Annotated in this window: 22 protein-coding genes and 1 pseudogene; 15 read left to right on the top strand and 8 right to left on the bottom strand. The window is 41.1% G+C overall.

Going from position 1 to position 24,337, the window contains the following annotated elements:
- Positions 1–118: 118 nt before the first annotated feature.
- Both V7K48_RS09180 and V7K48_RS09185 read right to left on the bottom strand, forming a co-directional pair.
- Positions 119–256, bottom strand: coding sequence for a hypothetical protein (locus V7K48_RS09180; protein ID WP_335071657.1), 138 nt, complete (start codon positions 254–256; stop codon positions 119–121).
- Between the two features lie 33 nt (positions 257–289).
- Entirely contained in the window at positions 290–943 is a 654-nt protein-coding gene (locus V7K48_RS09185; protein WP_335071659.1) for a hypothetical protein, read from the bottom strand.
- Positions 944–1,359: 416 nt separating this feature from the next.
- Here V7K48_RS09185 and galE point away from each other — a divergent pair, with 416 nt between their 5' ends.
- The 3 genes from galE to V7K48_RS09195 all read left to right on the top strand — a co-directional run bounded on the left by galE (position 1,360) and on the right by V7K48_RS09195 (position 2,896).
- The gene (galE, locus tag V7K48_RS09190; protein WP_335071661.1) at positions 1,360–2,364 is read left to right on the top strand and encodes a UDP-glucose 4-epimerase GalE; all 1,005 of its coding nucleotides are present in this window, start codon (positions 1,360–1,362) and stop codon (positions 2,362–2,364) included.
- A gap of 164 nt (positions 2,365–2,528) precedes the next feature.
- Positions 2,529–2,705, top strand: coding sequence for a DUF6888 family protein (locus tag V7K48_RS34960; protein WP_373690607.1), 177 nt, complete (start codon positions 2,529–2,531; stop codon positions 2,703–2,705).
- Complete coding sequence (locus tag V7K48_RS09195; RefSeq protein ID WP_335071663.1) at positions 2,702–2,896, top strand: DUF6887 family protein; 195 nt, start codon at positions 2,702–2,704, stop codon at positions 2,894–2,896. The genes V7K48_RS34960 and V7K48_RS09195 overlap by 4 nt, the downstream gene beginning before the upstream one ends.
- Before the next feature lie 103 nt (positions 2,897–2,999).
- Here V7K48_RS09195 and V7K48_RS09200 read toward each other — a convergent pair whose 3' ends face one another.
- Positions 3,000–3,695 (bottom strand): hypothetical protein, encoded by a 696-nt coding sequence (locus tag V7K48_RS09200; RefSeq protein WP_335071665.1) that lies wholly within the window; start codon positions 3,693–3,695, stop codon positions 3,000–3,002.
- Positions 3,670–4,941 carry an urease accessory protein UreH domain-containing protein gene (locus tag V7K48_RS09205; protein ID WP_335071667.1) on the bottom strand — a complete coding sequence of 424 codons (1,272 nt, stop codon included), beginning with the start codon at positions 4,939–4,941 and terminating at the stop codon, positions 3,670–3,672. The genes V7K48_RS09200 and V7K48_RS09205 overlap by 26 nt, the downstream gene beginning before the upstream one ends.
- Before the next feature lie 264 nt (positions 4,942–5,205).
- Here V7K48_RS09205 and V7K48_RS09210 point away from each other — a divergent pair, with 264 nt between their 5' ends.
- From V7K48_RS09210 to V7K48_RS09220, 3 genes are all read left to right on the top strand, one after another.
- Entirely contained in the window at positions 5,206–6,168 is a 963-nt protein-coding gene (locus tag V7K48_RS09210; protein ID WP_335071669.1) for a toll/interleukin-1 receptor domain-containing protein, read from the top strand.
- A 373-nt stretch (positions 6,169–6,541) separates the two neighbouring features.
- Positions 6,542–6,880, top strand: coding sequence for a type II toxin-antitoxin system death-on-curing family toxin (locus tag V7K48_RS09215; RefSeq protein WP_335071671.1), 339 nt, complete (start codon positions 6,542–6,544; stop codon positions 6,878–6,880).
- A 194-nt stretch (positions 6,881–7,074) separates the two neighbouring features.
- Positions 7,075–8,145: a M28 family peptidase gene (locus tag V7K48_RS09220; RefSeq protein ID WP_335071673.1), complete on the top strand. Its 1,071-nt coding sequence runs from the start codon at positions 7,075–7,077 to the stop codon at positions 8,143–8,145.
- 410 nt (positions 8,146–8,555) lie between these two features.
- Here V7K48_RS09220 and V7K48_RS09225 read toward each other — a convergent pair whose 3' ends face one another.
- Positions 8,556–9,008: a hypothetical protein gene (locus tag V7K48_RS09225; protein WP_335071675.1), complete on the bottom strand. Its 453-nt coding sequence runs from the start codon at positions 9,006–9,008 to the stop codon at positions 8,556–8,558.
- Positions 9,009–9,687: 679 nt separating this feature from the next.
- Here V7K48_RS09225 and V7K48_RS09230 point away from each other — a divergent pair.
- The 8 genes and pseudogenes from V7K48_RS09230 to V7K48_RS09265 all read left to right on the top strand — a co-directional run bounded on the left by V7K48_RS09230 (position 9,688) and on the right by V7K48_RS09265 (position 19,647).
- Complete coding sequence (locus V7K48_RS09230) at positions 9,688–11,334, top strand: alpha/beta hydrolase (protein ID WP_335071677.1); 1,647 nt, start codon at positions 9,688–9,690, stop codon at positions 11,332–11,334.
- Between the two features lie 629 nt (positions 11,335–11,963).
- Positions 11,964–12,677 (top strand): DUF6875 domain-containing protein, encoded by a 714-nt coding sequence (locus V7K48_RS09235; RefSeq protein WP_335071679.1) that lies wholly within the window; start codon positions 11,964–11,966, stop codon positions 12,675–12,677.
- A 638-nt stretch (positions 12,678–13,315) separates the two neighbouring features.
- The gene (locus V7K48_RS09240) at positions 13,316–13,507 is read left to right on the top strand and encodes a hypothetical protein (protein ID WP_335071681.1); all 192 of its coding nucleotides are present in this window, start codon (positions 13,316–13,318) and stop codon (positions 13,505–13,507) included.
- 184 nt (positions 13,508–13,691) lie between these two features.
- On the top strand, positions 13,692–14,171 hold the full coding sequence (locus tag V7K48_RS09245; protein ID WP_335071683.1) for a CYTH domain-containing protein: 480 nt from the start codon (positions 13,692–13,694) through the stop codon (positions 14,169–14,171).
- A 916-nt stretch (positions 14,172–15,087) separates the two neighbouring features.
- Positions 15,088–15,654: a DUF2808 domain-containing protein gene (locus V7K48_RS09250; RefSeq protein WP_335071685.1), complete on the top strand. Its 567-nt coding sequence runs from the start codon at positions 15,088–15,090 to the stop codon at positions 15,652–15,654.
- A gap of 355 nt (positions 15,655–16,009) precedes the next feature.
- Positions 16,010–16,315 (top strand): annotated as a pseudogene (locus V7K48_RS09255) (hypothetical protein); the annotation flags it as partial.
- Between the two features lie 391 nt (positions 16,316–16,706).
- Positions 16,707–17,990 carry a histidinol dehydrogenase gene (gene hisD / locus V7K48_RS09260; protein ID WP_335071687.1) on the top strand — a complete coding sequence of 428 codons (1,284 nt, stop codon included), beginning with the start codon at positions 16,707–16,709 and terminating at the stop codon, positions 17,988–17,990.
- Between the two features lie 445 nt (positions 17,991–18,435).
- Positions 18,436–19,647, top strand: coding sequence for a type I restriction endonuclease (locus V7K48_RS09265; protein WP_335071689.1), 1,212 nt, complete (start codon positions 18,436–18,438; stop codon positions 19,645–19,647).
- 100 nt (positions 19,648–19,747) lie between these two features.
- On the opposite strand, the gene acsF is transcribed toward V7K48_RS09265, so the two are convergent.
- Positions 19,748–20,824, bottom strand: a complete 1,077-nt coding sequence (gene acsF / locus V7K48_RS09270) for a magnesium-protoporphyrin IX monomethyl ester (oxidative) cyclase (protein WP_335071691.1) — start codon at positions 20,822–20,824, stop codon at positions 19,748–19,750.
- Positions 20,825–21,495: 671 nt separating this feature from the next.
- Between acsF and V7K48_RS09275 the strand changes: the two genes are divergently transcribed.
- On the top strand, positions 21,496–21,990 hold the full coding sequence (locus V7K48_RS09275) for a TM2 domain-containing protein (RefSeq protein WP_335071693.1): 495 nt from the start codon (positions 21,496–21,498) through the stop codon (positions 21,988–21,990).
- A 61-nt stretch (positions 21,991–22,051) separates the two neighbouring features.
- Here the strand turns inward: V7K48_RS09275 and V7K48_RS09280 are convergent, their stop codons facing one another.
- Both V7K48_RS09280 and V7K48_RS09285 read right to left on the bottom strand, forming a co-directional pair.
- A complete protein-coding gene (locus V7K48_RS09280) occupies positions 22,052–22,834 on the bottom strand; it encodes a DUF2996 domain-containing protein (protein WP_335071695.1) in 783 nt (260 codons plus the stop codon).
- Positions 22,835–23,239: 405 nt separating this feature from the next.
- Positions 23,240–24,295, bottom strand: a complete 1,056-nt coding sequence (locus V7K48_RS09285; protein ID WP_335071697.1) for a DMT family transporter — start codon at positions 24,293–24,295, stop codon at positions 23,240–23,242.
- Between the last annotated feature and the right edge of the window lie 42 nt (positions 24,296–24,337).

The following is a 24,337-nucleotide window of genomic DNA, read 5'->3' on the forward strand; positions in this document are numbered from 1 at the left end:
GCTTGTAAATTCAGCTTTTATTACCTCTATTAACTGGATAGTTATTGCCGTTCCCTTTCGCCCAAAGCCGAATGGGAACGTCTACTCAAACTCTTGGTGTTCTGGTGGCAATCACAGCCTAAATTAATCCAGCTACTAGCACAGCACCGCGTAAATAAACCAACCATTCAAAATGGCCCAAAAGCCCAGAATACAACTCTTTTGACTTTTGACTTTTGATTTTTAACTTCCACGTAGCGGTACTAGGGCGTGGCATTGTGACCTTTTTAGTTTTTCTTTTTTAACTTTATTACCGCTGAACACGCAAGAACCTGTAAATTTCAAAGAGATAAGTTTCCCAAATTCTGGTTGTCGATTGTAACGTTTCCGCATTCGGTACAAAGTCTTCAAGTCGTAAACCGCGTGTGCGAATATCTTGAGGACTTGCTTGTAACAAGTAGGGGGGCACTCTCAAATTATAAGAAAAAATGCGATCGCCCGTCACATCTGAGATGTTTGCTGCGGTGGTTGGTTGCCCTAATGCCACCAGTGTCCCAGATGTTGGTGCAGCACTTGCTACAGAGGTTTCACCTGCCATTGCTCGAGGTGCTCTATAAAGTAAATAGGTGACTGCTGGTGTACTTGCCAACAGCAAAATCGTCAGTGCCCAACCTATCAAGTATCCTCCTGGTTTGTCTATCCCACCTCCTTTGATTCTCTGAGCTGCAAAAATCATCAGTAAAACAGAGGCTCCTAGAGGCTTGAGTGGGAAAGACAGTATTTTGGACAACGACGCCACAGCTGGTTCATTGGGGTTAACAAATGATAGGGCTATGATTACCAAGATAACGACTAAGATTAATCGCCCGACAAAAGTTCCAGAGGGATAAAATCGCTGGAACAGAGAATATACGATAGTGCCAATCAGCAGCCACAGCAGTACCCGGCTTAGCAATAGAAACATAGATTAACTCTCAAATTTTCTGGTGCGGTGAGCCAGTGTGATGACAAGACAGCCCGCTTTGCTAGGGGTTTCCACGCCACTTCTTCTTTGAACAGAAGAAAAAGTGGCTCCCCAGGAGGAACTGTCGTGCATGGTTTCCCTGGATAAAACAACTAGTGACTTCTTAGCAATAGCAACGCTTTTAGCGTCACCTGTAAGGGTCAACCTAGAGGTTTCGGGAAATAGATTTATTTTATTGTCAAATTGTAATCGCACTGTTTGACTTAAAATACCTCAAACCTCACACCCAAAGACTACCGTCGTAGTGATTTTAGTGCAATTTTTTGACACTGCGTCTATTATTTATAATTTTCCAGAAGAGTAATGTGGCACCGGTAAACTAAATTAATTGAGTAATCCACTCAAAAGGAAAAACTATGTCGCCTGGAAAGCCTACCATTTTGGTAACGGGGGGAGCTGGATATATTGGTTCCCATACAGTGCTTGCTTTGAAGCAAGCGGGTTATAACGTTGTCATCCTTGATAATCTGGTCTATGGGCATCGTGACCTAGTAGAAAAGGTTTTACAGGTAGAACTGATAGTAGGCGATACAGGCGATCGCGCCTTGCTAGATCACCTATTTAAAACCCACGATATTGCCGCTGTGATGCACTTTTCTGCCTATGCCTACGTAGGTGAATCGGTGACTGACCCTGCTAAATACTACCGCAATAACGTCCTTGGTACTTTCACCCTCTTAGAAGCGATGCTGACAGCATCTGTGAAGAAATTTGTCTTTTCTTCCACTTGTGCCACCTACGGTGTACCGGAATTTGTACCCATTCCAGAAACCCATCCCCAAAATCCGATTAATCCTTATGGCGCTACAAAGTTAATGGTAGAGCGGATTCTGTCTGATTTTGATCTTGCTTACGGTTTCCAATCAGTGCGTTTCCGCTATTTTAATGCTGCTGGTGCTAATCCCAGTGGCTTGCTTGGCGAAGATCACAATCCAGAAACCCATTTGATTCCCTTGGTGCTAATGACAGCTTTAGGTAAACAAGAATTTATCTCAATTTTCGGCACCGATTACCCCACGCCCGATGGTACTTGTATTCGCGATTATATTCACGTTAACGACTTAGCAGATGCCCATATTTTGGGATTGGAATATTTATTGAAAGGTGGCGATAGTGAAGTTTTCAATTTAGGTAATGGCAGTGGCTTCTCTGTCAAAGAAGTCATTGCCGCTGCCGAACAGGTGACAGGAATTTCGATACCAGTAGAAGAACGCGATCGCCGTCCTGGAGATCCCCCAATTCTCATTGGCACCAGCGAGCAAGCTAGAACAATTTTAGGCTGGCAACCTCAGTATCCATCCATCCAAGATATTGTTGCTCATGCGTGGCAGTGGCATCAAAAGCGACATAATTTGACTTGATGACATTGAGCCGAGAGGCTGCATATTCGGAAATTAAAGCTCTTAACGATTAGTCTGCTTAGGTTTGGTAATTTGCTACTTTTTTGTACTTAATATCGCTATAGGTAACAAAAAATCAAGCCTTTTCAGCCTTAATTGATAGCTTTATTGAAAGTGGGGTCTAGATGGAACCAACAACAGAACAGTTGAGAGCGTTTTACAGCAGATGTGTGAGAGCAAGTAATATGTTTCAACCTATCAACGTGGTGCGACTAGACGAAAGAACGAAGCGCATATACGTTTTGATTGGGGACACAATACAAATAGAGATATATCCAAATGGTGAGGTGACATTTCCATGACTAAACTTGATTATCAAACCATGTCAGATGATGAATTAAGAGATTGGGTCAGATATCATCCACAGGACAGTGAGGCATTTCATATTTTAATGGACAGGTTAGACCAGCGACCAAAAGTCATCACTCGCACTGATGAGGAATTTGAAACCGAGTTACAACGGCGTATTGATAATATTAGCCAAGCTAGTTGAGAGTAAATTGAAATTAGCGAAAACCACCAGCTTTTACACTGGTGGTTTAGTCATGAGTAAAACCTACAATAAGATTAAACCCACATTCTGCACTCCCTACTTCCTACTCCCTGCCTCCTCTCATACTTTGCAGTACGATGACTAAGATGCCGATAAATCCGAGGATTGGGAGTGCGATCGCCCAAATTGGGAATTTCTGAGATTCACCATCTACTAAATCACCATTGACATCTCGTAGGTTTCGTGTGCTATCTGTAGATCCACCTGCTACAGTCACTTCAAATTTGAACTTAAATGGTTTGAATCTTCCCCCAGAGACTGGTTTACCATTTAGTTGCAACTCATAAATACCTGGCTTGGGAAAGACAACTTCTGCACCTGGGATGCCTTTATAGCGTTCAGCTGCCACAGATTCTAACTGTGGTTCTAGGAGTGGTGGCTCTCCGGCTGCATAGGGTTCGGCATAAACAGCCAACTGACAATTACACTGTGACAGGGGAATCACCCTTCCACCTCTGCGGGTAAGTGCAAACCAGACTTGGCTTGATTCTCCAGCCCGGGGGTTATCATTTGGTTCAACGTGGAGGGTGCCACCGACATCTCCAGCTACTTCTACCTGATGAGCAGCAGCAGGGTAAAGATTAGTTATTGAGATGACTAAGCAACTCAGGAATAATAAATACTTTATTCTTCCTTGATGCCATGAAATGTCTTTGAGCGGGTAACCTCTGTGTTTTTGACTCGTTGGGATGGAGCCAGAAAACAAGAATGATTTACCGCGATTTGGTTGGGGGAACATAAAACTTTTCTACGGCTAACTTTGACCAAAAAAAGCGCGATCGTACTAGCAAGACACAAAGAGTAACAATTCCCATCAGTACTGCCGCTAATTTATTTCCCCAAGTTGATTGCAAGGAACCCAGGTAATGGGAACCAATCAACACAGCATGAATGGCACTCAAGAGCAAGGCTGGCACACCCAATAGATGAATCTGTCGCCAACGCTTGCCCAAAGATTTCTGCAAGGATTCCCAACTCGTAAAAGCAGCGGGGGACATTAATAACAATGCTACAGCACCCGCAGCCATACCCCACTGAAATTCTTGTGGCATAAAATCAAAGGCGGCAAAATTCCATTGCAATGAGTGTTCTATCATGTGGGCGGTGTGAACCACAGAAAGCACAAAAGCTCCCACTCCCAAGGCGCGGCGATAACGCAGTGGTGAAGCCCACAACCCACTAATAGGACGCGCAATTAGCGCCAAGATTAAGCAAAATAAAGCGGCGTGTCCGGTGTAATCTACCATTGTGTCACCAGTCCGTAACAAGGTGATGATGCCAATGGTGAGTGTCACCCAACCGCCTAATCGAAACAACTGACTGCGCCTGTCTTTACTTACCAAAGAGGTGGAGACGCCTACACCTAGCATTGTAGGCAGGGTTCCTAAGCCAAACGCCAGCATAGTTGCCCCACCCATCCATAAATTGCCAGTTTCAGCAGCTTTAATTTGGGCAGCATACAGGAAACCACAGGGCATTAAACCCCAAGTCATCCCCAAAAGCATTGGCGTCCACCATTTGGTTTTGAAGGAAAGCTTAATCATTCCCGCGCTGAGGCGATCGTGTAAACTACCTTGCAATAGGGGATGTAACACGGGAATGTGCGGCAGCAAATCGGGTTTTACTTGTCCTAAGCCAAACCAAATCAGCATTACACCAGTTATAATTGCCATCCAGCGCCGAAAGTCGCTGCCAACACCCGCTAGCTGTCCACCTTGCAGCAATACCGAACCTAGCGCCCCAATGCCAGCACCGACTAGAGCATAGCTCAACATCCGCCCCAGGTTTAGCAAAAGATGAAATTTTAATTGCTGTTGCCAAGTGTCGGACTTTTCTAAGGTTGATATCCGTCCCAAGGAAGCTTTTTGTGGAATTTTCGGCTGATGAGACAGGGAAAACGCCACTGTTAGAGGGCCACACATCCCAAAGCAATGTCCAAAACTCCCCAGGAAACCCAGGATTGCGATCAGCAATAAATCTACCATAAAAAAATTCCTGAGTTCTGAGTCATGAGTCCTGAGTGTCAGAATAAAGATTTTGAAGAATTAAGGAAGAAATTGTTTTCTCTTCTTCTTTGCTCAGTACTCAGCACTCCTCTAGTGCGGCAGTGTAAGTGAAGTTGCGATCGCTGTCAAAAGACAAAGCGTCAAACTTGATGTTTACTTTCGGGAATTAGTTCTTTTGTACTGGTATAAGATATAAAGGTATTAATCATAAGTAAATACCTGCCTTTAATTAATAATCGTGGAATGGCTATAGTTTTTTTCTGTTATTCACATCGGGATGAAACCCTGCGCGATGAGCTGGAAGTTCATCTTTCTATGCTAAAAAGGCAAGGTTTCATTGAGATGTGGCATGATCGGCGAATAACTGCTGGTGAGGAATTGGATAAGGCAATAAGCAAAAACTTGGAAGAAGCAGACATCATCCTTTTATTAGTCAGTTCAGATTTTCTAGCTTCCAATTATTGTTATGACATTGAGATGCAACGTGCGATGCAAAAGCATGAGCAAAGAGAATCCCACATTATACCAGTCATCCTGCGTTCATGCGATTGGCGCAGTGCGCCATTTAGCAAGCTCTTGGTCACGCCAACTGATGGCAAGCCTATCAAAAAATTCCCTGATCAAGACGATGCTTTTCTTGAAGTAGTCAACGCTGTAAAAGCTACAATTACTCGCTTACAACCCCCTCAGGATATCACGCCACCAAGCAAAAGTTACGGTTCTGCTGTCAAACCACAAATTTTGGATATATTAAGATCGAGCAATCTCCGTATTCGCAAAACATTCTCGGATCGAGACAGGGATCAATTTGTGGAGGAATCGTTTGAATACATATCCAACTTTTTTGAGAATTCACTTGTTGAACTATCCAACCGAAATCCAGAAGTGGATACACATTTCAAGCGTATAGATGCAAATCATTTTTCGGCTCTTGTCTACAATGCGGGAAAGAAAGCTACTGAATGTCAAATTTGGATAAGAGGAAGTAGCCATCTTTTTACAAACGGGATTGCATATTCCTCGAATGCTTCAGGAAGTGACAATAGTTTTAATGAATCTATGTCTATAGTTGATGATGAACACGCTCTTTTTCTGCAACCTTTGGGAATGGCTTTCTTTGCAAGCCAACAGAATGTGAATAAATCATTGTCTCAACAAAGGGCTGCTGAGTATTTTTGGAAGATATTGCTAAGACCATTGCAATAAGACTCAACATGAACGTTCTGTCATAAGAGTCAATCTGTAAACTAAGAGAGACCTCTTGCACAAATAATTTATAGTATAATAACTGATTAACCAAAAGCTACCTGAAGATTACTGTCAATATTTGTATCTTCTAACTTCTAACCACCACTTTTGAGTTTATCATGCAAACCTTGAGACTTCGTAAGATTAAAAACAAATTGATCCCATCTTTTCAAAGTCTAAAATTTAGACGTAGCAAGAATGGGATACTTTTCGTTATGAAACATTCTCGTAATCCTCAAACAACACCTGACAAGTCTGAATTTGAAAAGGCTATGGAAGCTTATCAAAAAGTAAGCAGTCAGTATAGGAATGCACTTCGTGAACTAGCTAAGTGAATGATATTTTTTGGTTGAGTGAGGCAGTGATTAAAGCGATGCACGAAGAACAACTAGCAGAACACGGCGGACTTCTAGGTATAAGAGATAGAAATCTGCTTTTAACTAGTTTAGATAGACCTAAAAATTTATTTGCTTATGGTGAACCTACACCAACTGTTTTTGAGTTAGCTGCTGCTTATGCTTTTGGATTTGTAAAAAATCATGCATTTATAGATGGTAACAAAAGGGTAGCTTTCGTTTCGATGGCGACCTTTCTGATATTGAACGGCTATTCTTTAGAAGTGCCAGAAAAAGAAGTTGTATTAATGATAAAAAGACTTTCAACTGATTAAGAGACTCAAGAGTCAATAGCAGATTGGATTAAAGAAAATTGTATTAAAATAGACAATTAAGCTGATTGCAAAGTAACTTTGCAGGTTTATCTAAGAATTTAGGTAACCAAAATATTAAACCTTTCCTAGCAATCCTAGAAAGTTATGCCTGGGGATTCGCGCTACCCTAAGTCTGGAAGCCAAGGATAAATCACATGAAAAAATGGATTTGGCTGATGCTGTTGGTGCTGATGGCAGTTGCGGTGGTGGGTAGCAGAGGTAGCACGTTTTTTGAACAGCGTCCGTCACCAGCAGTTGTTCAAAGCATTCCAGTGGAAACACGCCAATCACAGGCACAGTCAAAGGAAGTTGACAGTACCCCGCAAGTGTCTACTGACAGGCTGTTAACCCATATCCAAAAGTTGAATTTTCAGCGCTACACAACAATAGAGCGATCGCTTACTCGCACTTATATCACAACTGAACTGAGAAAGTTAGGCTGGAAGCCGAAATTGGAAAAATTCTCTGACGGTGTGAATATTTTTGCCGAACGCCCAGGAACTAACAAAGCCGCTAAAGCAATTCTCGTAGCAGCGCATTACGACACTGTTCCCTTATCCCCTGGTGCTGATGATAATGCCAGTGGTGTAGCCGTGGTGCTGGAAATAGCCCGGTTGCTCGGTTCCCGTCCCACACCATGGACGTTACAGCTAGCTTTTTTTGACAAAGAGGAAGCAGGACTTTTGGGTAGTCAGGCTTTCGTTAGCAAGACACCACGCTTGCAAAACTTGGGCGGAGCGATCGTTATGGATATGGTGGCTTATGCTTGTTACACCGCTGGGTGTCAAAAATACCCTGCCGGATTGCCTGTTACCCCACCTAGCGACAAGGGCGACTTTTTGGCAGTAGTTGGTGATACAGAGCATTTGCCTTTGCTGAATGCCTTTCAAAACTCACAGATGCTCCCCTCAACCGCCCTAAATAAACAGGAATCAAATCTGCCACCAGTTCTAACACTACCAATTCCTTTTAAAGGTTTACTGACACCAGACACCCTACGCAGCGACCATGCAGCATTTTGGTATCAGGGCGTGGGTGCTGTGCTGGTGACAGATACCGCAAACTTACGTACTCCCCACTATCATAAACCTAGCGATGTTCCAGCGACTATCGAGCGATCGTTTTTCACAGGAGCAGCACAGATTGTGGTCAATACTACTACTGCCTTGTTAGAGAGGAACGAGGTTTTGGAAACTCAACCACCAAGCCGAGTAAATAATTCGTAATTCGTAATTAATCAATTCAGGGATAGAGTTACTTAATTTATTACAGCAGTTTTCATTTCTTTGAACTAGATATGTTGTAGGGGCACAGCAATGCTCATACGTATCAACTTAATGTGAAAGCTTAGTCTAATCAGAAGAGTGAAAATTTTTCGATGTACATCTAGATTTTAGATCCCCCCTAACCCCCCTTAAGAAAAGGGGGGAATTAGAATTTTAGCCCCCTTTTTAAGGGGGTTGGGGGATCTAAAACGATGGAAAATTGCGTGTTTGAGCTTAAGTTGACACCAATGAGCTTTTTCTATGTGCGTAGGGCGTTGCCTATTTACCTGAAAATAGCTGTAATGAAAAAATAAATTTATTCATTACTTATTTGCCTAGGGCACGTTGCACGAATAGGCATGGGGCTATAATTACGAATTATGTTGACCAACTTTTAGTTCCGGGAAAGTCAACGTCCAGTTCTGTTTATCATTGATCTGAAAGTACAAACCTTGGAAAATGAGTCGCAGAGCTGTTCGAGTTCTAATAAACTTCCTGACTAGATAAGTTCCTGGTTCAGCAAAGATATTATTAAAGTTTTTTTTATGACCAAATTGTTTTGAACAGTAACTGCCAGCACCTTGGACTGTTAATACAAAAAATGGAGCTTGTTTGTATTCATCAGGAATCATGAAGATTCCATATACATGGTGACGACCACGCCACGGCTGAACAATAACCTTAGTAGCATGTACTTGGAATTTTGTAGTTTTTGATGCAAGAATTGCCTCGAAATTGCAATCAGAATCATTCACAGGCCACCACAGTGTAATAATACTTAAGGAGAGCAGTAAAATCAAAATATAGCGGAGTCTGCGATGCATAAAGCCAAGAAAAATTGTTGATGCGGCTGGTAAAATTTGATGAGTAATGATAGTGCAGCTACAGCAGTAAGACTATCCACGTGCAACACCTCTGCAACACGTTCTAAAGGGCAAAGACAAAATATTAAGCCGTCGGTTAAAGTTTCCTGTAAAAAAAATTGCAGTCAATAATTTAGCCCACAAAGAGTGCAGATTGTAGATGCGTAGTTTACCGCCGCAGGCATCGCTTACTCTGTTCTAGAGCTTCGTTACAGTATTAAACCTAGCTGAGAAACAATCAGGCTTTTGTGGCTGTAAACACTGATTTATGCTCAAATTTTTAGCTGTGATGAATTCTACAATTCGTTGCTTTTGTTATGCTTTTGATGTAACTCTGTTCACATCACCAGATGCTTTGAGAGATCAGGGCGACGCCCAATAGCCCGCACTTCCTTACGAGACGCTGTGCATAGCTTGCTTAAGAGTAGGGGTACGACATGATTTGACTACTTCGGCTTACCTCGGCTTTGCTCGGTACAAGTCACTCAGTACAAATGTGCTCACCAGCTGCTCAGTGATCATCGTAGACATCGCCATCAAGTTCAAGAAAAATCTACTTTTATTTCTAGGCAATTAATAGAGTAGTAAAAAACACAAATATTGGTTATATTCCCGTAAGTAACAATTGGTATAAAAGTTTATGGGAAGAAGTTGGGGAAGTCTTAAGACAGTTGCGGCTTTCTTTGGCGCGATTGTACTTACACAGTTTGGGGCAAATACTTCAGCGATTGCGGCTGACACAGTTGTCGTGCGTTTGGGCTTGTTTACAGAATCCATCTCCCTTGCTGAGTTGCAAAAGGCTGCGACAAGTGGGGAATTGCCTGGGAGTTTGAAGCCTTACACTAAAGGATTATCTGAACAACAACGCCGCTTTCTCTTGGGGGCGCTGGGTATGAATATACCGATGAATGTTGTCACCATTAATAGGTTAGTTAATACTCGGATTGGCACAACTATTCTCAATGACCTCGCTACGGCCTTAGCCCGAAAGGACAAAGCTGGGGTACAAGCACTCAGAGCAGGATTGGTATTAGGCTCTACTGCACCGCAGGGTCTTTCTATACTGAGTTTTATCGCTGCTTATCCCAGTAAACGCCTAGAAATTAATTTGCCACAGGCTTTTATAGTTGCAAGGAGTTTGAACACAGCTTTTTGGCGTACCCAGCAATTTATGCTAGCCATCACTCCCCAACTCGACCCCAAAACAGCGCAGATTGCTTTCCCTTTTGACCCCAGCCAACCAGGAATAGCTCAAGTACAAATACTTAAATTAGACTGGAATGACCAAAAGCGTAACCGTAACATTCCAGTTGATATTTACTGGTCAACTGCTGCAACTGCCAATAAACCCGTAATTGTCTTTTCTCACGGTTTCGCATCAGTCCGCACAGACTTGCGTTACCTAGCAGAACATTTAGCATCCCACGGTTATGTAGTAGCAGCTTTAGAACATCCCGGTAGTAACCAGGCAAATACTAACTCAGCATTACAAGGCAAAACCAGAATTATGAAGCCTCAGGAGTTTTTGGATCGTCCTCAAGATATTAGTTTTGTCCTTGATGAATTAGAAAAGCTCAACCAAACGGCTAATCATCCATTGCAAGGGAAACTTGCAACCACGAACGCGATGATCATTGGCCATTCTTTTGGTGGGGGTACAGCTTTAGAAGTTGCTGGAGCCGAGTTACAACTCGAACATCTCAAACAACGCTGTAAAAAGAACTTGGCTATTTTCAGTGAGGGAGAAGTTATGCAGTGCATCGCTCAAGAACTGCCAGAAAATACCTATCAACTACGGGATACCAGAATCAAACAGGCGATCGCTCTCAATCCTACAACTTCTCTGATTTTTGGCGAAACTGGGTTAACTAAGGTGCAAATTCCTACTCTAGTGTTAGCAGGTTCCGCAGATAAAACCACCCCAGCTTTAACTGAACAGATTGTGGGATTTGACAAAATCCCATCCCCCAAATGGCTAGTTGGTATAGTTGGGGGTACTCATCTAAGTGTAAAAGACCCCAGTCAGACTTTAGATCAAATAGGACAACCAAATACACCAATTAGTGGCGGTGAAGTCGTGGGGGAACAAGCAGCAGATGTTCGCAAGTACGTTGAAGCTATAGCTTTGGCCTTTGCTGCACAGATGACTCCAGAAGCTAAAAACTACGCTATCTTTCTGACATCAGATTATGCCCAATTTGCTTCAACTCCGGCATTTCCATTTCGCCTAATTACGCATATTCCTCCTGATGCTATGGCAGTGGTGAAAGAATTTGTTGATAAATAAGGGACTTCAAATTAAAAAAATATCTAATTTTGTCAGGGAGCCAGTGTGTTGCCCAGAGTTGTCTGTAGCAAGATCTCGCAGAGTGCAAAGGTGCCCAGCCTCTTCTCTACCTTGGGCTGCACCAACAGAACGTGCAAGGGACAAAGACGCTCTCACTAGCTTGCTTCTGTGTAAGAGTACAGGAGGTTCCCGACGCTCAATGACCACTCGCTTCTCTACGAGACGCTGTGCAAACGCTCGAATTCAAAAGTCAAAAAAGGGATACAAGCCCACTTCGGCTCCCAACTCTTGGAGAGGCAATACTAAATTTTTACAGTAAAAATGACTATTTAAACATAAACTTTATAATATTATTCCTGAAAATAATAGAAACTTAAAAGTGTATAAAGAATAAGAACATCTGCTGGAGAAGATTACGTATTCTAGCTAAGATGCCATGAATAAACATAAATCGCTTGTTGCGAAAATATGTTTGTGTATATTTTGGCGTGAATTTCTTTAAATTAACAAAAATGCTTTAGCTTTTTATCTGCTACAAACCACAGATAAATCCAAAATAAAAAATATCAAATTTGATTTTATTCTTTTTAAATAATTAGTTTTAAATAGATAATTTAGTAAAAACTATTTTGGATTTTGAATTAAACAATTATTTCATTTCACTCAAGCTCATGCAACTCTATACAACTCTTGAAATCGAACAGCAATACAAAGACATTCCTTGCTTAATTGAAATTATGGAGTGGGTGAAAAACTTTTTAGGAAGGCCTCATCCTAACTTAGGAAGACCCGGTGTAGTTTGCCCTTTTGTACCTTACGCTCTCAAGTCAAACAGTATTCGTCTGGCAGTTATTCGTACAAAAGATTTGTATCCAGAACAAATAGAAGAGATTGTTAGCCGCTACCGAGATATCTTTCTTGAGATGGAAGTTCAAGAGCCAGAATTAGCAATTAATAAAGCTTTTTTACTTATATTTCCTGATATCCGTATAGAAGAAACTTCTAAACTAATAGATGGTGTCCAACAAAAACTTAAACCTTTGTTTGTTGAGTCAGGACTGATGATAGGGGAATTTCATAAACGTAATGAAAGTCCTGGTCTGCACAACCCAAATTTTCGTCCACTTCGTAGCCCTATCCCTTTGTTGGCTATCCGATTTATGGTTGAACTTGACCTCCCCTTTCTTCAGAATCCGGTTGATCCACGCTTACGTATTCGGTATCTGGAAGCTTATTTAAAGTGTTTTCGTGATAAATTTACTGATAAAACAAAGTATAAAAATGCTCACCAAGCATTAGCTTTAGCGAAAGAACAACTTAAAAACGAAAATTTGGTGTATTAGCATATAAAAACTCAGGAGTTAGAAGTTAGGAGTTAGGAGTAAAATTTGCTCTATATCTGGCTCTTGAGTTGAAAAGGTGTACCTCATTAAGTTACAAACTGTTGTAGACATCAAATATTTGAATTGGGAACTCGGACTAGTACAAGAAAGTAAAAGTAAAAAGTAAAAAGAAAGAATACTTTAATTGAATACACTACATTTTTCACTTCTAGGATGGGTGTCTCACCTGTTCTATGTAGTGAATAACCACTTGAATTTCCCTTAAACTATTCTTAACTTGTCTAGACATCTAGATGAAGATAGATTGACACAATTTTGGTTAGCACTCTGACTCAATCAACCCATCCTCCTAGCAGAGTCGGTGAATGTTGATCAAACTAGTAATGTGATTGAGTATGGCGTAACTCGACTCCGGGGCGATCGCATGGAATTATTTTTTAAAAATGACTTGACAAAATGACCAAATCATATATTTAAGGATATAGGAGGTAGATACCTAAACCACCTAAGTAAAATAACGAAATTCGGAGTTTTCCTTATAAAAATATCGTAATCGACTATAGTATAAAGTGTAAGAGGTTTTAGGGATAGATGCGTATATCCCTGTCAATTGTGACTTTCACGATGAATTAGAAGCGTTGGCGACCTTGCGCCAGGAATGTCGAATTGTGTATCGCGCAGCGAATGAGTTGGTGCAGATACAAAGTCGGATTGTGGACGTTTACGCTGCAAACAAAGCCGATTTTATCAAATTGAATGATCAGACTGAAATTCGATTGGATCGGATTGTATCGGTCAACGATAAACAGGTTTCCTCTTATTTGGTATGATTAACTGAGTTTTGAAGATTATGTCTGATACAGAAAAAAAGCCACTGTACGTGAGCAATCTGTTAAGTTACCTCAGACTTAAATTTTTCCAGCATCCTGCCTTATTCCACTAGGTTATTGATAGTAATTAGCTAATAAAAGTACTATTTTTTAATATATAAAAGCAAATAATCAAGTGACTAAAATGGCAAAAGAAATAGAGCGTAAATATTTAGTAAGAGGAGATAGCTGGAGAGGATTAGCTGAAGGTAGTGTATATCGTCAAGGATACATTGCCACACAAGACAAAGCAACTGTACGTATACGTATAGTAGGAGAAAAAAGTCATTTGACAATTAAAGGTCCTAATATAAAATATTCGAGATTAGAGTTTGAGTATCCTATTCCTGTTGAAGATGCTCAAGAAATACTTGAGACATTGTGTGAACGTCCCTTTATAGAAAAAATCAGATATAAAATAGAGTGGGGTGGTTTAATTTGGGAAATAGATGAGTTTGATGGTATTAATAAAGGACTAATTTTAGCAGAAGTTGAACTCAGTGATGAAAACCAACAAATTGAACTACCAACATGGATTGGACAAGAAGTTTCAGATGACTCCAGATATTTCAACAACAATTTAGTAAAACACCCTTTTTCACAATTTGATCCTTCTCTACAATGAGGCTGTGCCAACAGCAAGCTCAGGGCATCGCAAGCTCAGTGACCCCCGCAGACATCATAACTGCCATTGTGTTACGGCTTCTGTTTGCATACCGCAATGGCTCCTGATGAGCGACTGCCGCGAGAAAACCAGGGCTTTTAAACTTCCCAGTATCCCTTGTAAGCTATAGGACTCATATTTGATTTTTGAAATACACGTAGGGTGTGTTATACCGTAGGCTAACGCACCACCCGAAGGTTTCGGTGAGTTACAGAAGCCCTAACACACCCTACATATACTTAGATTTTTTCATGCAATCAAATCGGATTACTATATTACTTTCTAAGTAAATTTACTATTAAAAATTTATCTTTCTTATTGTATTTGTAGAGAAAATCACTAATCTAAACCTGCTAAATTTGTGTATTTTGAAGGAATTAAATCATCATAAATCAGTATATTTTCCTCTTTTTGTATCATTGTATAATTATAAATTAAGTAAGATTATTGATATATAATTTAATTGATAAATTTACTGCCAGATAAAATTGTTGATTTTTCAGATAATTTACTATTTAAACTACGATATATCGATATATAAAATTCTTTAAACTACGGCAAGCATATCGATGAATCGCTGTTTATATCTAGTCAAAGCCCGGTAAAATCATCGACTTTTGAGGGAATTTACTAATAAAAATTCCGGCAAAATTAATAGTTATATTTAAATTTAAATATCTGTTTTAATTCCTAGACAATTTTAAATTGCGTGCTAAAATTACAGCCAAGCTGTCTAATAAATAATCAGTAAACTTCATTACATCTTCTAATTTTGAGACTGTAGTAATTCATTTGCTTAGGCTAAAGTAGGAGTATTTTAAGTAAAACTAAAATAGTTGAGTCTTAGATAAAAATCATTGAGGTAAAAATATAAATTATGAAGTACGTTACTAGTTTTTTTAGTACTCTATTTGTTGTAAGCACTGGACTATATTTACTACCTCATTCGGTAGCCAATGCAGTTACCTTAGGCAATGGCACGATCGCCTTTGCCCAACCACCGCATTTAGTTAGTGCCAGCACTCCATACAGCAATACAAGTGTTCCGAATACGACGTACTATTTCACTCTGGAAGTGCCAGCGACAGCTGGGGAACCGTTGCAACAGGTTACCTTTAATCAGATTGAGGGGACTGAAGATATTGAATTCAATCAGAAAGATACTTTTGCCTTTGAAGGCACACGTAATAGCCAGGGTTCAAAGTTGGCACTTAAAGCTGTAAAAGGCAACGACAAACAACAGACTTTCACAGTAACCTTTGATACTCCTATACCACCAGGTAAGACGGTTACTATTGGTCTGCAAACTTACCACAATCCTTTTTATGATGGCGTCTATTTATTTGGTGTGAAGGCTTTTCCCTTTGGTGAGCAAACCGCTGGCCAATTTATTGGCATTGGACGCTTTCAATTTTATGGGCCAACGACGGCTACAGAGAACTAATTTTATCTAACCTATTCGACGCAGAATCTATTATTTTAAGCATTAAGGACAAGGATTATACTTGTCCTTAACTTTTTTGAGAAGTTTTCGCTACACACTCAACTCTCTTAAAGAGTAATATCAATAAATTTTAAATGATTTACAAACCCAAGTTACAGCAATGGAACAATTCTGTTTAGCTCAGGGGGTTTCTGTTACTGATGCTATTCAAGAAATTGGTGGGGGATTAAATTTTAAGCAAACTTAACGCCTGTGGACAAGTAGGAGCCGACTCCCTTGATCGAAGTAGGAAGATAACGTCAAAGTTAGTTTTACCTAAGTTTGAATAAGTTTATTAGAGCAGTAGGGTAATTCATCTAAAGTGAATTTATACAACACTGCTCTTTTTAACCTCGATAAGTTGTATCATGACATGCTCCAAACAGAGCGTGAATTGGCAGATATGGCAGAGCATATGCTGTTGGGAGTTGCTACTCAATATGGTAAAAGCAGTGTGGAGTACGGCATGGCAGGAGGTGTTCCTAAGAACCAGCGCCACAAGGGACTGCGAGGCGAATCACCAGTTTCTAGTTCACAGCAATCGTCATTCATTGCCAGTCTGAACGGTAACGGCAGCAAAAATGGCAACCAGAATGGAAACAAAGCAGCAGCGACAAGTTAGCTTGCATTAAAGGCCCCACGGATTCATCCGAGGGCTTGAATAATTAGCTTGAGCATTTTTCTTTTGATAACTGCTATAGACTAAGGCTTTATCAAAAATTATTCTGATTTATTCTTATTCATTACCAATACCATTGCACTGATAAACAGGTTATGAGTGTTACAGGCTAGTACTTATTTGGGAATACTTTTATAGAAGTGATCCAGAAGGCGATCACGCTAACACTTTCAATTTAAATCTACCATATCACCTTACAATCACTCCCATTTTAGGAAAAAAATGTAGGAGGAATGAGAATTTGAGAGGTATTTTGCGTAAGTCCTGAATTTTTTCAACCCGTCGAACTCATGTTAAACTACTTAGAGAATTTACCGCTTGCAAGATACTGTCTATGCAGCTGCTTCAAACTATCGACAAAGATTTTTCTAGTAGATTCAAAACTCTTGTTAGCGATCGCCGGGAAGCCACAGTTGATGTTAGTGGGACAGTACGTGAGATTCTAGCGGATGTCAAAGTGCGTGGTGATGCCGCTCTCAAGGACTATACTAACCGCTTTGATCGCTACAATCCCCAGTCTTTGCATCTGAGCGAAACCTTTATTGCCGAACACGCTGCACAATGTCCTGCTGATGTCAAGGCGGCGCTGGAACTTGCTGCTGAGAGGATTGTGGCTTTCCATGAAAAACAACTACCGCAAGATATTAGCTACACCGATACAGCCGGGGTAAAACTGGGATTAAATTGGATATCGCTGTCTCAAGTGGGAATTTATGTACCTGGAGGACGTGCCAGCTATCCTAGTTCTTTACTGATGAACGCCCTACCTGCCAAAATTGTCGGCGTGGAACGAATCGTTATGACAGTACCGATACCTAACGGTGAGGTTAATTCCGCCGTATTCGCAGCTGCCCAAATTGCTGGTGTCACGGAAATTTACGGCATTGGTGGGGCGCAAGCGATCGCAGCATTAGCCTATGGTACACAAAGCATTGCTCCCGTAGATAAAATTGTCGGCCCTGGTAATGCTTATGTTGCTGAAGCTAAACGTCAAGTATTTGGTACAGTTGGCATTGACAGCATCGCCGGGCCTTCAGAAATTCTGGTGGTAGCCGACAGCCAAAATAACCCAGACTGGATTGCCTGGGATTTGCTATCGCAAGCAGAACACGATCCTAGCGCCCAGTCAATTTTGATTACTGATTCGGAAATTTTTGCTGGGCAAGTAATAGCAGCGGTTGAGCAAATTCTCGCCAACCTGCCCACCAAAGAAGTCGCCAATGCCAGCTGGCAAAATCATGCAGCCGTGATTATTGTCAGCGATTTGACAGAAAGTATACCACTGCTAAATCAACTAGCTCCAGAACATGTGGAATTGTGCACAGACAACCCACAATTGCTTGCTAATCAAATTAAGTGTGCTGGTAGCGTGTTTCTAGGACGTTATACTCCAGAAGCAATTGGCGATTACTTGGGAGGCCCCAACCATGTACTGCCTACTGCACGTTCTGCCCGATTTGCCTCTGGCTTGAGTGTCTACGACTTTCTCAAGCGGATTACCTATTTGGAATGCAATCAACAAGCATTAGAGACACTAGGCAAAGCAGCCGTAACATTAGCAAACACAGAAGGTTTACCTGCCCATGCAGGTAGTGTATCTGTACGCCTGCAATCATAAGCTGAGATAATTTTGCAGTTCTTCGTTCCCAGTCAGCAATCCTAAATTTAAGAGTAAGTAGGTAAGTGGAAATATTTATAACTTATTGCTTGATTAAAACGCTTGATTGCTTTTTCATTTCGGTAGATTCAGCAAGCAAAAAGGCATATTGCTTTCTCATTTCAGTAGATCGCGCATTCATGACAACGATCGCTATCTAACAAAAACCATTGGAGAATTGCCGGAATTCTTTCAAGCTGCTCAATACGGAAGTTTTTTAAAGTAAAAAATATTAACCTGTCATGAGTGTTACAGGCTGGTACTGATTTGGGAATACTTTTATAAGAGTGATCCAGAAGGCGATCACGCTAAAACTTTCAGATTTAATCTACTATATCACCCTGCAATCACTCCTATTTTAGAAAAAATCTGTATCAAAAACCCTTATCTACCAAGAGTAAGCAAGATGGGATTTACTGAAGATATTATCAAGCTGTCTGAACAAGTGCGTAAGCGATTTGACCAAGTTGTTGGCGAAGAAGCTACTAAGATGGCATTGATTGTTCCTTTTTTAAGCGCTCTTGGCTACGATGTCTATGATCCTAGTGAAGTAATGCCAGAATACGTGGCAGATTTTGCGACTAGAAGAGCAGGGCAGTTTGAAAAGGTAGATTACGCTTTAGCTATTAACGGTACTAAGGTTATGCTCGTAGAAGCAAAAGCCCGTGGTCAAAAAGCTGAAGCACATGATGGGCAACTGAGCCGCTATTTTAATGGACTTTTGACAACAAAAGTGGCTATCGTCACTAATGGGGTTGAGTACCGTTTTTTTACAGACTTGCGTGATAAAAATGTCATGGACAAGGAGCCATTTTTTACTTTTAATATCCTAGAATATGATACTAAAGATATTGATAACCTCAAATTTTTTCACCGTGATAATTTTGAGGTTACAGCTATTACCAACCATGCGGAGGAAATGGTTTATGTAAAAGGCATGACTCAGCTTCTAGGAAATCTTTTACGTTCTCCTTCTGAAGAATTTGTTCGTTTCTTAGTGGCTGAACTCGCTACAGTTGCCCCTAGTTATGAAATTAAAGGCCGAATTACTGGTAAAATTATTGATAAATTTAAACCAATTGTTAAAAAGTCGATTCAGGGAAGTTTAGTAGAGTTAATGACTCGCTCACTTAGCCAAGAAATAACTCAGCCTGTTGAACTGGAAGTAGAACAAGAGATTGAAGAAGAGGAAAAACAACAAGAATCTCAAGAATCAAAAGTAGTAACAACTGCTGAAGAAATCGAAGCTTTTGAAAAAATTAAAGCAATTATCCAAACTTCAATAAGTTACAATTTTGAACTCCAATATAAGGATACTGCTTCATATTTTGGTATCAATCTTGGCAAAAGTACTTGGTGGTTTCTGCGGCTGTATCTATCTTCGCAGAAAAAAAGTTTTATCACTCGACTAAATGTAGATGAAGTAAAGTCCCTAGCTTCAAACTTTGAAGTGCAGGAAGTAACAGCTTCTCTGGGGGATGCTGCATCAAAAGTAATTATTTCTTCTGTCAGTGACTTCGATAAGCTGACATCACTGATTCTCAGATGCTACGAAGCAGAAGCAGCCAAGCACCAAGTATTCATCCCAGATATAATCAGAATGGAAAAATCAGCTTAACTCAAGATATATACTGCAAAACTACGCCTATCCAACTTTGACAAAAAAAGTGGCTCTGCAATCAGCAGAACCACTAAAGCTTTCGCAAACCTGTTATAACTTAACGAACTGCCCCTTGAGCAGAAATAGTATCAATTGGCTTCATCAGGTACAGCCGCAATAACTGCCAGCCATTGGAGATGTAAAGTGGCAGTTTCTGGAAGAATTGCAGAAATTTGGGAGTGTTGGAGTTAGCGATCGCACCCAACTTCTCGTTATTGCTTATACAAGTATCCAACCGCTGATAAAACTCTGGATTCTCTACATCCAACATCAGCGGGAACACCCTACCTGCATTTTCGTTAGTCTTCTGAATAACATGGATATCGTATTCTCGCGCATCCAGTCCAAGGGTGGCATAAAAGTCCTTGCGTTGGATGTCATTGAGATACATTGTCGCAAACACCGACAATAGGAAGAACCGACTCCACAGCCGTGCTTTCCAATCATTCAATATTTGCGGCTGGGATTTCATGATTGCATCGAAGAAATCGCCATGACGGTTTTCATCTTGACACCAGTTTTCAAAGAACCGGAAGATTGGATAAATCCGGTCTTCGGGATGTGCTTCTAAGTGGCGATAAATGGTGATATAGCGCCAATAACCAATCTTTTCAGAAAGATAAGTGGCGTAAAAGATGAATTTTGGCTTAAAGAAGGTATAATTGCGGCTCTTAGTCAAAAACCCTAAATCTAGGGACAGATTAAAGTCTGACATCGCTTTGTTCAAAAAGCCAGCATGACGCGCTTCATCCCGTGACATCAGGTTAAAGCACTCTGCCAAGACGGGGCTTTTGCCTTTCAAGCGACGCCCAAGTTCTTTATACAGCAAAAAGCCGGAAAACTCTGCCGTACAGGAACGTTCTAGAAACTCAACGAACAATCGGCGAGTTTCCCCATCAATATGATCCCAGGATTGTTCAAACTCGGCATCCCGAACAAAGTGATGGCGGTTGTAGTCAGTGCGAAACTCTTCGAGAATGGCTCTTAACTCGTCTTCGTTGACGGAGATATCCATCTGTGCCATTTCATCAAAATCGGTAGTATAAAACCGAGGTGTTAACAGGGTTTCTTTTGCCGGGACTTTAATCCCTGGCCGGATTTCTTCAAAGCCTGGTTTTTTGAGGGAATCTACCATGTCTTGATTGCTCTTTCGTCTTTATTATCTTAAGTAGACCCTTCGGGTGACGCTCTTACGTCGCTACCGCTACGCTAACGGCAGTTCCTCATGGGGGAAACCCCAAAGATCGGACTGCCTCACCAGAAAGCCAAGGGTTAAGCTCTGTTAAGGCGCAACAGCCCACAATAATTTAATTGATAAAGTTCAGTCTACCAAGGTACGGGTTAGAAATTTGTAAGCAAAACATTAAGAGTTGCAACAATAATTCAATGTTTGCGGAATCAAAAATCGCAGATTAGTAGTCAAATAAACGTAGTTCAGTGATCAGCATTGTTTTGATCAAGTGGAATAGTACGCTCCTCTTGTATTTTCAAAGCACTGCTATCTCAGTAATTTTCTGTGGTTGTTACGACAATAAATTAATGCGGTTTTATCAATAGGTTGATATCTTAAAATCAACAATAAACAGTAAGTACAATTACTGAAATTATTTAATTAATTTAGTGATATCTTGCACTCTGATCAATAACTTTAGGTTGGACACTGCCTACAACCTCAAATCATAGTTAGACCAGACAGTAGTACCCACCTACAAAAATTGCCAGGTACAAAATGTAAGTCTAATTGTTTATACTTGGTATAAAAGCTATTTTAAATAACAAGAGTAAATCCAAAGAGTTGAAAACAAGATGAATCTTGAAAACAATAAGCATAAAGACCGACTTCTTGTCTCTTACATTTTATGTGCAGTCGGATTTTTCGGGGTGGGAGGGCTACACCGCTTATACAATGGCAAAATAGGGACGGGTTTGTTGTGGCTGTGTACTTTTGGTTTGTTTTACATAGGGCAGACCGTGGATCTGCTTCTCATGCCCGGTATGGTTGACGAATACGAATACAAGCTGAGACTAAAAGCAGGTGTATCTCCCTTGGGTGTACCGTTAAATCAAGCAGTGGTTGCCTCTCAAGTTCATCGGCCAACTGGTAACCAACTCATGATTAAACTAATCGAAGCGGCGGAAAGCAAAGGTGGTATTTTAACCGTCACTCAAGGCGTAAAATTCACCGGAGCCAGCTTTGCTGAAGTGGAAACTACTCTCAATGAAATGTATAAATCAGGTTATGTGAAAATTGATAACGACCCCAATACTGGAGCCGTTATCTACCATTTCCACGAACTTTAAACAACTGTCATTAGTCATTTGTTTTTGTCAAAAACCAAAGACAATGACTAATAACCAATGACTAATTTATACCTAACCACTTTTGACCGTCCAAGCGCTGAACTAAGCCAAATACCAACAAATCGAGTGTAACTCTACGCTCATCGATTAAGAATGACTCAAGAGTGCTAGGTTTTTTGCCTTCATTACAGGAAAATCCCTTTTTCCCTTGAATATCTTCTTCGGGGAAATACAGGTTGAACTGACGCCGACCCGTTTCTTTCCAACTGCCGATAATTTGCCAGCATTCTTCGGCGGATTCAAAGCCAGTGATTGGCACTTTCTGCTTGGCAAAAGACACCTGTAAATCTTGTACGCCTTTTTGAGCGATCGCTTTTTCTAAGGCTGGCAAGTAGTTTTGCTCGATGAACTCTACAAATGGCTTATCTTCAACATCTGGGGCTTTTTCCTTTTTCGCAGCTTTCGCTGCGGCGGCTGGTTTTTCTCCTGTTTCTGCGGGTTTTTCGCCTGTTGCGGCTTTAGCTGCGGCGGCTGGTTTTTCTCCTGTTTCTGCGGGTTTTTCGCCTGTTGCGGCTTTAGCTGCGGCTGCGGGTTTTTCTCCTGTTGCGGCTTTAACTGCGGCTGCGGGTTTTTCTCGCTTGGGTGGTACAGCAGCTGGTTTAGCAGCATTGGGGTTATCTTCGGGGTTTGCAGCTTTAGGATCTGGCGCGTTGGCAGTAGGAATATCTGTGACTTCGGGTGAATCTGTACTAGGAGCGTGTTCTTCAGCCACACTGGGAGCTTGCTTGTCAACAGTGCTGGGAGCTACTTCTCCCGCTTGATTGTGATTGGTTTCGTCTGCCATTGCTCAGGTCAATCCTTTAATCTAGCTTTGGGAGCGATCGCTCACCTTGAGGTATCGGGTATTTTCATTTTGACATAATAGTAACGCAAGCCAATAATAGCTGTACAGTTAGAAATAACGCAAAGGCTTAGGACATAAGCTTTCTTCCCTTCTATCCCCTGCCCCTGCAATTTTGGATTTGCAATAGACCTCTTGCATAAATCAAAAATAAAAAACCCCTCCCCGCATTTGCTCACGCAAACGCTCCCCTCCTCGCTTGCGGGGAGGGGTTGGGGGTGGGGTGTTAGGGACTTTTGCAAGAGGTCTAATGTTTAGATTGTTCAATCCAAAATTATTCGACTGAGCGAACGCAAGAGCGTCTCGTAGAGAAGCCGAAGTCCAAAATCTAAAATTCTTCCGCCTCCTTCAAATCCCCTTGAATCCCATACCAGTTTCTACCTGTTGCTGCACTTGAGTAGAACTCACCTTGCCAGACGCAATCCTAGAAGTCTGACGCCAAATACCAACTTGGCTCAAGAATAAACCTACTAAAATCAAGCTACCACCAATATATTGAGGTAGGGTAGGAGCTTCACCTAAAATTAAATAAGCTGCTAGGATGCCCACAATTGGGCTAAACGAGTTAACTAAGGAAGCCATAGATACAGTGGAAGTTTTTAAGCCTTTAATCCAAAAAGACTGACCTACTACCACAATCAACCCACCATACAAAAACATCCATTGCCACAAGAACGGTGAGAGGACATCAGCAAAATGATCCCTGCCATAAACGACTAAAGCAATAAGGAAAAAGATTACGGTTCCTAATGCAGTCCGAAAGATGCTATAGATTCCCAAAGGTATCTGCGAAAGGTATTTCTTGCCAATAATCGTAGAAGCAGCTACAGCCACAGATCCTACTGCTGCCAAAAGTTCCCCTATACCTAAACTGAAACCTCCCATGTTCATTATGGCTTCTGTTGGGGGCTGAAGGATGATAGTTAGGATAACACCGATAAACGCTGCGATCGCTCCAATAAATTGCCAAATATTTACCTGTTCCCTCAATAACCAGACTGATAAAGCCAGAGTTAGAGGCGGTTCCAAGCGTCCCACCAAGATGACATTGTTCACTCCTGTGAGTGCGAGTGCCTGGAAAATTAAGCCAGGGGCCAATGCTCCCGATAAAATAGCTAGTGCTGTTAGACTGACCCAATCCTGACTTGAAAGTTGCTTCAAAGTAGCTTTGTTCCACTGTCGCCCATAGATTAGGATCAGAAGTATCAAGGCGCAAAGGTTTCCCACGAATAAAACATTACAAAAAGAAATTGGATTGCGAGCGCCTATGAAGTGTTGAGCACCAATTTCTGTTAGCTTCCGGGTAACTGCGCTAGATGCTGCAAAAATTACCATTGCTAGCCAAAGATATGTTTGTCCAGAAATTCTATGGATTAGGCGATGTGGTCTTTTGGGTCTAGTCACAATAACACTACTGCAATAAAAGCATTGCTCATTATATTAAGT

Origin of the sequence: Nostoc sp. (genome assembly GCF_036919615.1) — a bacterium.
Lineage (GTDB): Bacteria > Cyanobacteriota > Cyanobacteriia > Cyanobacteriales > Nostocaceae > Nostoc.